We start from the raw sequence: 12,786 nt of genomic DNA on the forward strand, positions 1-12,786 counted from the left end.
GCGCCGCTCGCATGCTCCACAGTCCCGCCACGTGGCAGGCGAAGGCGGTCCGGTCCTCGTCGGTGCCGCCAGCCCAGCAGTCCAGCCCCGCCGCCCACTGCTCGGCCTGCTGGGGGGTATGTCCGGCGCCAATGAGACGGATCACCATGAACGCGGCGTCTACCCAGCCGGCACCCTGCGCCGGCCAGCCCCAGTCGACCACCCAGACACGGTCCTCTCTGATCATGAACTAGTGGGCATGAAGGTCGGTGTGAATCAGCCGGTTCCCGGCCACGGCGTCGACTACAGCGCCCGCGTGGACGGCCGCGGTGGCTACGTCCCAATCGGGGAAAACTCTAGCTGGAAGCGTTTTTAGATCCNCCCACCAACCCGTGTTGCGCCATCGATCGGAAAGCGAGCGCAGACCCTCGCCGGTCCGGCGGGAGATGTCGTTGACGACGTCCCGGACGCGGGGTAGGTCAGGAGAGCCGGGGATGAGGTCCGCTGGTTGGCCGGTCGCATGCTCGAAGCCAACCAGCAGCCAGTCATCGACCTGGCATGCGAACCGTGGACTCGGCGTGATTCCTGCGGCGAGGTGTCCGAACGTGTGCTCGTTACGGAGCCAGCGTGCTCGCCGGCCGCCGCCGTGGACGCCTTTGACGACCAGCCGCTGCTCACCCGCATCCACGACCGCGGCGAGGTCGCAGCCGTCCCCGACGTCCACCGAGTCGGCGGACGTGACGGGTCCGGTCTGCGCCTCAACCGCGTCGCGGACCTGCGTCGGCAGATCATTCCACTTCATGGGAAGTTCGACTCCGCTACTTGGGGACCCGGCTGCCCTTATTTTCGTCGCCGTCCTTGCCGCTTGCCGAGCAGTTGCCCTCGTCGGAGCATGTGGAGCACTTCGCCCACAGTTCGTGGTCGACGGCGTACCCGGCCTGTTGCATCAGGGTGATCGTACGAGCGTGCCTGGCTGCGCTGATGCTGCGGTCGGGTGGCGCGTCGTCGGGCACGTGGTGGATGAAGTGGCCGGCGACCTGCCGGCAGAACAGCTTGTACTCCTTGGTGTGCAGCAGAAAGGTGTGCCAGCCCAGGTCGATGGTGTGGCTGGGCACATGCGGCGTGTCCGGGTCCTCGCCGCACGCGGCGAGGAAGGCCAGAGCCCGGAGGCACCGACCACCATCGGCGCGCGTACCCGTTCGTGTCGCCGTTACCGGGGCATGACCCTTGAGACCCTTGCCGGCCTGACTGGCCTGTCCAAAGTATCGCAGTCGAGCGGGGCGACGGCGGGAAGGCACCCGAGATCATGCGTGGTGTGGATACGTCGGTGCTCGGTTCCGGACGTCGCCGCGCACAGTTCCTCACCGATTTCGGCCGAGGACTTGCCCAGTCGCGCGGCAAGGACAAACAAGCCCTCGCGGTACTCCGCGAAGCGGAACGGCTCGCGCCAGAGCTGGTCCGGACTCACCCGCTCGTGCGGGAGACTGTTGCCGTCATGCTCCAGCGTGCCAGAGCGAACGTCGGAGGACGTGATCTACGCGGACTGGCCTACCGAATGGGCATCGCTTGACATAGCCACGGGCCGGCGGGATGGAGGGGAGTGGTGGACCGTTGGCCACGTGGGAGCACGGGTTGTCGGATTCGTGTCCTGTTTTCGTGTATTCGGGATTTGTGGTCCGGCTGGGCCGGGTCTGATGGGTTCAGGTCGGCGGGGCGGCGTTTCCGAGTGTTCCATCATGCCACATTNCCCCTGGNCCTCACTAGTACCGCCGCTGGGCGTATCCCGCCGGTCAGTAGCCCGCTCTCGAACGACACAGCGCCTGCCCGGTCTGGGTCAGTCCGTGGCGCTGCTGGGCGTATTCCCCCCGCCTGGTGTGATTACCATACGTTGATGGTACCTTCGACATGTTAATGCTCCCGGAAGGTGTGGTTCTGCTCGGGGTCGAGGACCTCCAGCAGCGCCGCCGTCGGGTCCCCCCGGTAGTCGGCGCCCAGCTTGTCGACCTCGTCGAGCAGCACCACCGGATTCATTGAACCCGTCTCGCGGATCGCCCGGACGATGCGGCCGGGCAGCGCGCCGACGTAGGTCCGCCGGTGACCGCGGATCTTCGCCTCGTCCCGCACGCCGCCGAGGGCGACCCGGACGAACGACCGGCCCATGGCCCGGACGATCGACTCGCCGAGTGATGTCTTGCCGACGCCGGGCGGACCGGCGAGTGCCAGCACGGCACCGCCGCGCCGGGAGCGCCGCGGGATCCGCCGGCACGGGCGGCTTCGACGGCGGCTCGGATCTCACCATCGGACATGTCGAGAGACACGACCATGCCCGGTAGCACGACGGCGTCGTCAATGGGCAGGACGGGCAGCACCCGGATCTGTGGCATGTGGTCCACCCTGACGTGAGGAAGTTGAGTCACCTACACTGAAGTCCTTTCAGCTTGCCGTTGTTCCCAGGGTTTATCGCTGAGGGTGAACGATTCCCGCTCGTGCCCTGATGATCAAAAAATTCGCGGGAAGGATCGAGGGTGGCCCGTGGTTGCGCGGGTTGGTAGTTGCATCTACAAGTAGAGGCGCCGGGATGAGCTGCTCGAACTGCTCGAACTGCGACCTGAGCCCGCCAGGAGGACGACATGCCTGCCGTCACCGCCGATACCGTCCGTCTGCCGCGGCTGGCTGAGCCCGTGCTCGGCGAGGTCGACCGTCCGGTGCGGAGGATGACCACCGCGCCCACCGGGTTGGAGGGCGAGGGCTTCCCGGTGCGTCGGGCCTTCGCCGGAGCACGGCTCGCCGAGCTGGATCCGTTCATCCACATGGACGAGATGGGCGCCGTCGACTACGGGCCGGGCGAGCCCAAGGGAACCCCGTGGCATCCCCACCGCGGATTCGAGACCGTCACCTACATGATCGACGGAACCTTCCAGCACCAGGACTCGCACGGCGGCGGCGGACTGATCGCAGACGGCGCCACCCAGTGGATGACCGCCGGCGCGGGCATCCTCCACATCGAGACGCCGCCGGAGGAGCTCGTCGTCAGCGGCGGCCTGTTCCACGGTGTCCAGCTCTGGGTGAACCTCCCGGCGAAGGACAAGTTCTCCCCGCCGCGGTACCAGAACCTCGAGGGTGGCCAGGTCTGCCTGGTGTCCTCACCGGACGGCGGTGCCCTGCTGCGGGTCATCGCCGGTGACACCGGGGGCCACCGGGGCCCGGGTGCCACGCATACCCCGATCTCCGTCGTCCACGCGACGCTGACCCCCGGCGCGGCGGTGCACGTGCCGTGGAACCCCGAGTTCAACGCCCTTGCCTACGTCCTCGGTGGCCGGGGGACGGTGGGCCCGGACGCCACGGCGATCCGGGCCGGTCAGCTCGCGGTCTTCGGAACGGGGGATCTGCTCGGTGTCACCGCGGACGACCGGCAGGACGCGTCCTCGCCGAACCTCGAGGTCCTGCTGCTGGGCGGTCGGCCGATCCGGGAACACGTCGAGGTGTACGGCCCGTTCGTCATGAACACCCGGGCCGAACTGCGCCAGGCCGTCGAGGACTATCAGGCCGGCCGGCTCGGGGTCATTCCGGCGAACGCACTTATGCCGCATCGCGCCTGAACCCGACGGCATTCCGGGGTTCGGGGCGGCCGCCCGGCCCGTGCTGTCGGTGGTCCCCGAACCGGACGCCAGGCGGTCAGCCGGTGGGTTCGACCCGGCCGTCCTCGGGCCGGCCCGTCGCCCACCTCTCCTCAATGCGGCCGTACTTCCAGACCAGCAGAGCGGCGGCCCAGGTGGCGACGAACAGGCCGACGACGAAGTAGCCGACGACGTTGAGATCCAGACCCGCGATCCAGCCCCAGAACTCGCCGGTGAGATGTGCCTTCTCGGCGAGGATGCCGAGCAGTTCGACGCTGCCGATGAGGAACGCGATCGCGACGGACAGCCCGGTAATGGTGATGTTGTAGTAGAGCTTGCGGACCGGTTGGGAGAAGGCCCAGGCATAGGCGAAGTTCATGAACGAGCCGTCGATGGTGTCGAGCAGGCTCATGCCGGCGGCGAACAGGATCGGCAGGACGAGGACGGTGTACCAGGGCAGGCCGGCTCCGGCGGCGCCGGCGGCGAGGAGGAGCAGGGCGACCTCGGTGGCGGTGTCGAAGCCGAGACCGAACAGCACGCCGAGCGGGTACATCTGCCAGGGTCGGGTGACCGCCCTGGTGAAGCGGCCGAGGACGCGGTTCATCAGCCCGCGGGAGTTCAGCTGCTCTTCCAGGCCGGCCTCGTCGTACCCGCCGCGGCGCATGTCCCGGAAGACCCTGATGATGCTGAGGAGAATGCCGAGGTTGATCGCGGCGATGGCGTAGAGAAAGCCGCCGGAGACGGCGGTGCCGATCCAGGCGGTGATGTCGTGCAGGGTCGAGCCGTCGGCTTCGATCTGCCCGGCCAGGGAGCGGACGCCCACGCTGAACAGCAGCATCAGGGCGAACACAATCGTGGAGTGGCCGAGGGAGAAGAAGAAGCCGACGGACAGTGGGCGCTGACCGTCGGTCATGAGTTTGCGGGTGGTGTTGTCGATCGCGGCGATGTGGTCGGCGTCGAAGGCGTGGCGCAGGCCGAGGATGTAGGCGGTGACTCCGAGACCGACCCCGAAGACCTGGCCGTCGGCGCCGAAGCGGTAGTGGTGCGGCGCGATGATTGCCGTGAGCGTCACCCAGCCGATCACGTGTAGCCCGACGATGACCGCGGCCATGCCGCCGACACGCGCCCACTCCCGGCGGTCGAGCGCCCCGCGGACCCGGGCGGGAAGACCCCCCCTCGGCATGGTGCCGGCCTGCGCGACCATGGCAGGGCTCCCCTCGCGGTGCACCCGCCGACGTGGACGGGGAAGTTTTTGTGCGGCGGGCAGAGGAACGATAACCAGATCATGGATGCTTCTGCAACTAAGTTGCAGAAGCATCCATGATGCGGAGCTTTGCCGCCGCCGCGAGCCGCGGCCCCGGTCGCTGGGCATCTCCGGTCGCTGGGCATCTCCGCTCGCCCGACCTTCAGTGGCCCGGAGGCTCCTCCCCCGGGCCCGTCCGGGGAGACGGCGGGCCCGGCTGCCCCGCCTCGCGCCGTCGTTGCAGCTGGGCGACGAGCTGGTCGCTCGCCAGCAGCAGCACCGTGAGCCAGGAGATCGTCGCCACCTTCCCGAACGCGGCGACCCAGTCTCCGTCCGTCGGCAGCGCATGCCGGGCCTGCACCTGCAGCACGTACAGGGCGCTGACGCCCAGGCAGACCACCGGGCCGACGCGGGTCAGCAGCCGGCCGCGGGGCACGAGCAGCGCCACGGCCGTCGCCAAGGCGACGATGNCCCCCGCTACCGGGGAGACCAGCACCGCCGAGAGCAGACCCATCCCCAACACGGCGAGCACGGTGGTGCGCGGGCCGACACGCCCCGCCCGGACGGACCACGGCTCGGCTGTCGGCAGATCCGGCTCCGGTGCCCGGGACGACCGGGACGACCGGGACGCCCGCGTGGCCACGGTCGCGCGGGCTCGGCGGGNGTAGAAGATCACCAGTGCTAGGGAGAGCAGCACCGTCACCGCGGNCAGCGCCAGGGCGAACCACACGATCCGTTGTGGGGTCCAGGTCAGCGTGACGGTGAACCCGGCGGCCGTCGGGGTGATCCGCCAGCCGTTCGCGTAGCCGTCCACCAGCCTGGGGGTGCCCAGGTCGGCGCCGCCCACGGTCGCCTTCCAACCCGGGGAGAGGCTCTCCGCGAGCACCAGCCAGAACGGGGTACCGGGCCGCGCCCCCGTCACGTCGACGGTGAAGGATGTGTCGCCGGCCGATCGGACCGTCACCCGTGGCGTGGCGGCCGACGTCGTTCCGGTGGTGCCCGTCGTTCCGGTGGTGCCCGTCGTTCCGGTGGTGCCCGTCGTTCCGGTGGTGCCCGTCGTTCCGGTGGCGGCCGACGTCGTTCCCGTGGTGCCCGTCGCGGCCGGTGGGGTCCCGGCGGGGGAGACGGCGGAGGCGGCGCCGGTCGCGTTCAGCCACGGGCCGCCGCCGACGTCCGAGGCCAGCAGCAGGCGATCGAGATCGATGCCGGCGAGGGCCCCGTCGGCGGTCCGGATCACGTGCTCCCCCGGGCCGAGGGTGACCGGCTGGCCGCAGGTGGCGACGGTCAACCCGAGCCGGTTGACCGCGTCGGCGGTGCCCCCGGTGACCTGCACCCCCACCGGCTGACCGTCGATGCTCAGCAGGTCGGTCCGGCAGGGCGCGGGGATCTGGGCCGGCAACAGCCCCGTCGCGGTGCTCCCTGCCGTGCCTGCCGTGGGCTGACCGGTGCCCGCCGTGGGCTGACCGGTGCCCGCGGCAGGCACGGTCGCGAGGCCGGGTATCCCGATCTCGGCGAGGCCCACCGGCATCGCCAGCGGCGAGCGACTGATGGGGTCGATGCTGGTGNCGGTCCGGGCATCGTCGATGACGAACTTCCACGTGCTGCCGGTGACGGCCGGGAAGGTGAGGGTCACCTCGCGGGTGCCCCCGCGCGCCGAGGTGTCGGTGACCGCAGGCACGGTCACCGCGCCGACCCGCTGGCCGTCGACCTCGATCCCGATGCGGGTCGGGATCGAGTGCCGACCGTCGGCGACGATCGACATCGTCATCGACGAGACCGTCAACGGGGTCGGCGAGGCGACCTGGATCCAGCTGCCTCGCGGGTTGCCGATGCCCGGGCTCCACGCGGTGGCCGGGTTTCCGTCGAAGGCGCTCGACGCCCGCGCGGCGAGCGATCCCGGCAGCCGGCCGGAGGAGGTCACCACCGGGAGGGTGGCCGGGCGGCCCAGCACCTGGTCGACGCGATCGTCGGGGGAGTAGGCGGAGACGCGGGCGGTGCCGGTGAGCGCGAACGTCCGGGCCGNGGGCAGGGAGAACGACCGGCTGATGACCGACTCGGTGTCCTGCTTGAACGGTTCCGACGGGTTGGCCCGGTCCCGGGACACCTCCAGTGCCAGCCGGTGGCCGAGGGAGGCGGCACCGGCGGCGTCGAGGCTGTCACTCGGCATCCGCAGCACCTCCTCGGCCGTCAGCGGTGCCCCGTTCGCTCCGGGGATGGCGACCTCGGCGAACCCGACCGCGGAGACGTTGTCGTAGCTGCGCTGCCGGCCGGTGTTCGTCGCGTCGATGTGGATGCGTAACGTTCGGAAGGCCCGGGTGGGGAAGCGCACGACCTGCCCGGCGGCGGTGCGGGAGGCGTCGGTGAGCGCGACGGTCACCGGGGAGCCGCCGTCGAAGGTCAGCGTCGCCCGGGTGATCCACCGGTTGCGCGGCCCGGTCAGCGGCTGGACGAGGCGGATCTGGTTCGTCGTCGTCGGCTCGGCCAGCGTGGTCTGCCAGGCCTCCCCGGTCGGGTCGGTGAAGGCGCCGACCCGCCACGCGGTGCCCGGGTCGCCGTCGATCGCGCGGACCGGTCGGTCGGACGCCCCGTAGGAGAAGCTGTTCCCGTAGCTGGTGGCGGTCACCTCGGCGATCTTCGCCGGGGATCCCGGGGCGTGCAGGGTGGCTGTGGTCTCGCTGGTGACGTTCTGATCGGGGAACAGCGGCAGCCGGTTGTCGTTCGGGTCCTTCGCCAGCGGCCTGACTCCGGGTTGCTCGACGTAGCCGAAGTTCTCCCGGATGCCCGTCCACCGTTCGGCGCGCCGCCGGTTGGTGTCGGTGACGAGCAGGTCCGCACCGTCGTCGAGGGCTTGGCGCATCGCGGTGGGATCGGTGGCGAGTTCCGGGGCGTAGAGGATCGCCCGCCCGTCGGCGATTGGCTCGGCGAGCAGGCCGGAGGCCGCCGCGTCCACCAGCGCCTCCCCGTTGCCGCTGACGAGCAGGGGCCGCGCGGTGGTGGCGGTGCGCACGATCGGCTGCGCGCCGCTGACCGGGAAGACGGCCAGCGCCGGCGGATCGGGCACCGACGGGTCGGTGCCGAGGGTGACCTCGTCGGTGAACGGGATGCCGGGATCCTCGGCAACCGGCGGTCCGAAGGTCTGTGGTACACCCAGCCCGTCCGGTCTGTTCGAGGTGAACAGGTTCCAGGTGGCCCGGGGGCGCGGGGTCCGGTACCGCTCGTAGGCGAGGTTGCTGCGCAGCACCACGTCGCCTACGCCCATCAACCGGGCGAGGTCCGGCAGGGCGGAGGTCTCGAACNCCCCCTCCTGCAGCCGGCGGTCCAGCGAGCGGACCAGGTCGACGCTGCCCGCCTCGCCGTAGGGGATGAGTTCCCGCATGACCAGCGGACGGTCCATCAGCCCCTCGGTGACCGGGTCGAGGGTGCTTCCCCAGCGGTAGTGGGAGAAGTCGGCACCGGGAAGCTCCAGCACCCGGGTGCCGTTGTTCCTGGTGTCCAGGGCGCGCGCGAGTTCGGTCTCGTAGGCGGGGACGTGCTCGGGGCGTTCGAGTAACGGCTCGACGAACTCGCCGCGGAACAGCGGTGACATGTCGAGGGCCAGCAACAGCAGGACCACCCCGGTGGCGAGCGGCGGAACCAGCCGTCGGCGCCGGCCCGACCGGACCGGCCGCCCACCGGGGGCAGCCGTAGCGGTCGGACCGGCCGCCGCGTACCGCTCCCAGAGAGCTGCGAGCCCGCCCGCGAGCAGCACCGACATGCCCAGTGCCACCATGGGGACCGCCCGGGGCAGCGAACGCAGCGCGAGACCGGCCGTCGATCCCTCGGCGAAGTCCTTGAACAGCCGTCCCCAGGGAGAGGGATCGTCGTACGGGTAGACGCCGACGGCGATCGTGGTGCCCAGCAGGATCAGCGCGACGAAGTAGCCGCGCTGGCCCCAGCGGATGGCCGAGGCGCCGATCAGGGCGAGGATGGGTATGGTGAAGCTGACCGCGATCAGCCAGATGCTCTGGGTGTAGTGGGTGGCCGGCCCGATCCACGGACCGAGCGCGTCCTGTCCATAGAAGAACCAGTTGCCCAGGCCCCGCAGCACCTCGGAGGCCTGCGAGCTGCTGGCGACCGTCTCGATCGTCTCGGTGAAGGCGAGGACGTTGAGGCCATAACCGGCCTGGGTGTAGAGCCCCGCGATCCACCACGCCGACGTGACGAGGACGACCAGCACCGCACGGGTGCACATACTCACGGCGGCGCCGAGTCGGACCTCGCGGGTACCCCAGACGGCGAACGGTATCCACAGCAGTGGGGCGAACAGGATGAAGATCAGGCTGGAGGCGTTGATGCTGCCGATCGTCGTGACCACGAGGGCGAAGGCGGCGGGGAAGCGCCATCCGGCGGGACGCCAGCCGGCCCGGCCGGGCTCCGCCTCGCGCAACCCGCGCACGGTGATGCCGATCAGCCAGCCCAGTCCGGCGTAGGGCAGCAGGATCGCCGAGATCCGCGCCTCGTATTCCAGGATGTAGGGCGAGAGCATGTAGCCGAACGCGGCGACGAACGCGAAGCGGTCGGGCCAGCGCAACGAGCGGAGCAAGAACAGCACGCCGGTGCCGGCGCCGAACAGGATGGAGCCCGTCCACAGCCGCTGCGCGACCCAGTCGGGCAGGCCGACGAGATCCAGCAGCCAGTAGAAGGCGCCCTGCGGAAACAGATAGCCGATGTTCTGATGGGTGACGGTGCCCATGCCGATGCCGGGGTCCCACATGGAGACCGCTCGGCGCAGCATCCGGCTCGGATCGAGGTAGAGGTATGCCTTGGTGTCGGCGCCGATCTTTCCCGGTGCCGTCGCCAGCAGCGGCAGATACGCCACGGCGGCCAGCACCAGGGTCGGCCAAGAGGGCGGTCGCCGCCGGCGGATCGCCGCCGAGGCCGGACCGGACTCGGGGCGACCGGACTCGGGGCGACCGGAAGCGGGGCGATCGGACGAGGCCGGACCGGAGGGCGACGTGGTCACGGTCACCGGATCACCGCAGTCACCGGTGCGGCCCAACCAGGTCCGCGGCCCGGGCCGCGCTGGAGCGGCGGCCTTGATGCCGGGCCGCCTCCCGGACTAGCGCCGCGAACGTCGAGCGAGCCGTCTGCGCCCAGGTGAAGGTCGCCGCATGCGCCAGCGCCCCGGCGGACAGGCGGGCGCGCAGATCGTGATCGGTCAGCACGCCGGCCAGTGTCTTGCCCAGGTCGGCCGGATCCTCCACCAACACGCCGGTCTCGCCGTCGACGACCGCGTCGGTGTGTCCGGCGATCTTCGTCGCGACCGACGGCGTGCCGCAGGCGGCGGCCTCGGTGATCGTCATGCCCCAGCCTTCACGGGCCGAGGCCGAGGCCAGCACCCAGGCGCGCCGATACAGCGTCAGCAGGGCGTCGTCGTCGACCCGCCCGACGAGGCGCAGCCAGCCGCCGGCTCCGGCAGCGGAGATCCGCTTCTCCAGCTCCACCCGCTCGTAGCCCTCGCCGACGATGACCGCCTCCATCGTCGGATGTTCGTCGTGGGCGTGGACGAGCCCGTCGATGAGGACGTCGAACCGTTTCACCGGCACCAGACGCCCGACAGCGAGGACGAGGGGATGCGGCGAGCGCTCGCCGGCGGGGGAGAAGGACGGGTCGATACCCGGCGGCACGACCGAGATGTTGCGCGGCGGCAGGCCGAGCAGGTCGATGATCTCGTGCCGGGACGACGGGGACAGCGTCAGGATGCGCGTACGCCGGTACAGCGGTGGTGCGATCTTGAATTCGACGGTCTCGCCGATCCTGGCCAGCTTCGGGGACAGCACCATCCGCCACATCTCGGCATGCACGTGGTGCAGGAACACCACCCGGGGGCAGCGGGCCCAGACCGGAGAGAAGAACGGCATCCCGTTCCAGATCTCGACCAGGCCGTCCCAGGGCCCGCCGCGGCCCAGCGCGCNGGACACCGCCGTGCGCGGGAAGACCGAGTACCGGCCCGCCTTGCGGACCACCGTGTAGCCGTTGCGGTGGACGGATTCCGGATGGCCGGACGCCACGGCCGTGCGCAGGCTCACGTCGATGCCGGCCTGCGCCCACAGCTCCGCGACCTTGTCGGCGTGCAGCTCCGACCCGCCCGACTCGGGGTCGTCGAGGTCACGCCAGGCCAGCATGTGCACGCGGCGCAGCCCCGAAGTCTCGACCAGCTCGGCGAGGGAGGGCCGGTGCGGCGCGGCCTCGATCCCGGGCGCTCCCACCTGCGCGGCCAAGAGGCCCGGCGGGACCGGGACGGCCGGCGGCACGACGAGGCCCGCGGGGGTCGGCGGGATCGTCGCGCCGGGGCCGCGCCGATTGCTCGCGGCGCTCATGCCCGAGCCGTCCGACGGGCGGCGGCGAGCACCGACAGGCCGGTGACGATGGCCAGCACGGCCTGGCAGGCGAGGTCGGCGCGGGCGGTGCTCGTCGGTGATCCGTCCGCCCACAGCATGAGGGGGACGGTCGCGGCGGCGGCCAGCCCCAGGGCCAGCAGTACGCCTCGCTCGCCGAGAGCGAGCAGGTAGTGGGTGAACAGCACGGTAGCTCCGAGACAGGTCATCGCTGCGGCCAAGGGGAGAAGCGCGCCGGAGGCATCGGTGAAGCGAGGGCCGAAGGCCAGGGAGAGAAGTGTGTCGGGTGCGAGGAGAGCGGCGGAGAGCAGCCCCAGCGCGGGGACGAGGAGTATCGCTAGCGTTGCTCCGAGTTGATGGAGGGCGTGCTGTCCGAGATGTCGTCGATCGGCGGCCTCCGGCAGCAGGAAGCCGGCCAGCACGACCGCCGCCAGTACGAGCACCTTGCTGGCCACCGAGACGGCCGCGTAAGAGCCCGACCGGTCGGGGGCGAGCCGGCCCTGCATGAGGACGTCGATGTTCTGCAGGAGGCCGAGCATCGCCAGCGCGACGAGAGCGGTGCCGACCTCGACGGCCAGCCGGGCCGTGGGCGCCGCGGGCGAGCCCGGCTCGGGCGACATTCCCACGACCGCGTCCGGGTGGCGGCGCAGCGTGGACCGCGTGTGGGCGAGGGCGGCCAGCACACCGAGCAGGACGGCGATCGCCGCGCCGGTCTCGTCCAGACCGGCGAGCACCAACCCGATCGTGAACACCGTCTTCACCGCGGCGTCGACGAGCAGGTTGGCGGCCAGCGCCGGATAGAGCCGGCCGCACTGCAGCAACCCCCGGTCGACGCAGAGCAGACACCAGGCGGCACCGGCGGTCACGATCTCGGCGACGCCGCCGGGACCGGGCAGCGACAGTTCGTGGGCCACGAAGCCCCGAGCGGCCACCGCGAGCATGGCGACGACCAGCACGAGCGCGACCCCGACCCGGCGGACCCGGCGGACCCACTGCGCCACCAGGTCCAACTGCCCGCTGTGCTGCCAGGTGGTGATCCGCCGGACCACCCCCACGAGCAGGGCGCTGCCCGGCATGGACACGNTGAAGAAGATCGCGATCAGTTGGGCGACCGCGCCGTAGGATCGGGTACTCAGCGCGCGTGCGATGATCAGCGTGACGCCCATGTTGGCGAGGTTGGCGAGCAGGCCGGCCAGCGCCAGCGGGATGGCGCCGCGCACCGCCCCCCGCAGCCGGGTGCCCCGGGTCTGTTTCAGGCGTTTACGCAGCGTCCAGCCGTCGGCCGCGATCGCGGCCGACGCGCCGCCCGGCTGGGCGGTATTGCGCTTCATGCGGAGTCCTCCCCGACGACATACGCAGGGGTACTCCCCGCCCCGCGCAACGGAATGCCCGCGTGGGGCCGGTTCACCCGCGCCGGGGTGGTCGGCCGCCTGGTACGTCCGGGAACGGTGCTCAACGGATTGTCAGTGCCTTGTCGGCCGATTCCGTCTCGGTGGCGACGTCGGCGTCCACCATCATCGCCACCAACTCCTCGAACCCCACCCGCGGCTTCCACCCCAACACCTCCCGC

Annotated in this window: 8 protein-coding genes and 2 pseudogenes; 2 read left to right on the plus strand and 8 right to left on the minus strand. The window is 71.0% G+C overall.

The features are described 5' to 3' along the window. Together CED_RS21760 and CED_RS20055 are read right to left on the minus strand one after the other, a co-directional pair. The coding region (locus CED_RS21760; RefSeq protein ID WP_084680882.1) for a hypothetical protein at positions 1–226 on the minus strand (226 nt) is incomplete at its 3' end. Between the two features lie 571 nt (positions 227–797). Further along, entirely contained in the window at positions 798–1,094 is a 297-nt protein-coding gene (locus tag CED_RS20055) for a hypothetical protein (RefSeq protein WP_023842106.1), read from the minus strand. Positions 1,095–1,285: 191 nt separating this feature from the next. On the opposite strand from CED_RS20055, the gene CED_RS23995 reads away from it, so the two are divergent. Continuing rightward, a complete protein-coding gene (locus CED_RS23995) occupies positions 1,286–1,549 on the plus strand; it encodes a hypothetical protein (protein WP_011435496.1) in 264 nt (87 codons plus the stop codon). Between the two features lie 341 nt (positions 1,550–1,890). Here the strand turns inward: CED_RS23995 and CED_RS20065 are convergent. Beyond that, a pseudogene (locus tag CED_RS20065) lies at positions 1,891–2,220 on the minus strand (AAA family ATPase); the annotation flags it as partial. A 389-nt stretch (positions 2,221–2,609) separates the two neighbouring features. On the opposite strand from CED_RS20065, the gene CED_RS20070 reads away from it, so the two are divergent. Continuing rightward, on the plus strand, positions 2,610–3,578 hold the full coding sequence (locus tag CED_RS20070) for a pirin family protein (RefSeq protein ID WP_011435498.1): 969 nt from the start codon (positions 2,610–2,612) through the stop codon (positions 3,576–3,578). 76 nt (positions 3,579–3,654) lie between these two features. Here the strand turns inward: CED_RS20070 and CED_RS20075 are convergent, their stop codons facing one another. From CED_RS20075 to CED_RS26420, 5 genes and pseudogenes are all read right to left on the minus strand, one after another. Continuing rightward, complete coding sequence (locus CED_RS20075; RefSeq protein WP_023842108.1) at positions 3,655–4,800, minus strand: HoxN/HupN/NixA family nickel/cobalt transporter; 1,146 nt, start codon at positions 4,798–4,800, stop codon at positions 3,655–3,657. 202 nt (positions 4,801–5,002) lie between these two features. Further along, entirely contained in the window at positions 5,003–9,847 is a 4,845-nt protein-coding gene (locus CED_RS20080) for an alpha-(1->3)-arabinofuranosyltransferase family protein (RefSeq protein WP_035913274.1), read from the minus strand. Positions 9,848–9,860: 13 nt separating this feature from the next. Further along, positions 9,861–11,198, minus strand: a complete 1,338-nt coding sequence (locus CED_RS20085; protein ID WP_035913278.1) for a glycosyltransferase family 4 protein — start codon at positions 11,196–11,198, stop codon at positions 9,861–9,863. Further along, entirely contained in the window at positions 11,195–12,547 is a 1,353-nt protein-coding gene (locus tag CED_RS20090; protein WP_035913281.1) for a hypothetical protein, read from the minus strand. The genes CED_RS20085 and CED_RS20090 overlap by 4 nt, the downstream gene beginning before the upstream one ends. A 121-nt stretch (positions 12,548–12,668) precedes the next feature. Continuing rightward, positions 12,669–12,786: pseudogene (locus tag CED_RS26420) on the minus strand (GDP-mannose 4,6-dehydratase); the annotation flags it as partial.

This window comes from Frankia sp. CeD, assembly GCF_000732115.1.
In the GTDB taxonomy this organism is placed as follows: domain Bacteria; phylum Actinomycetota; class Actinomycetes; order Frankiales; family Frankiaceae; genus Frankia; species Frankia casuarinae.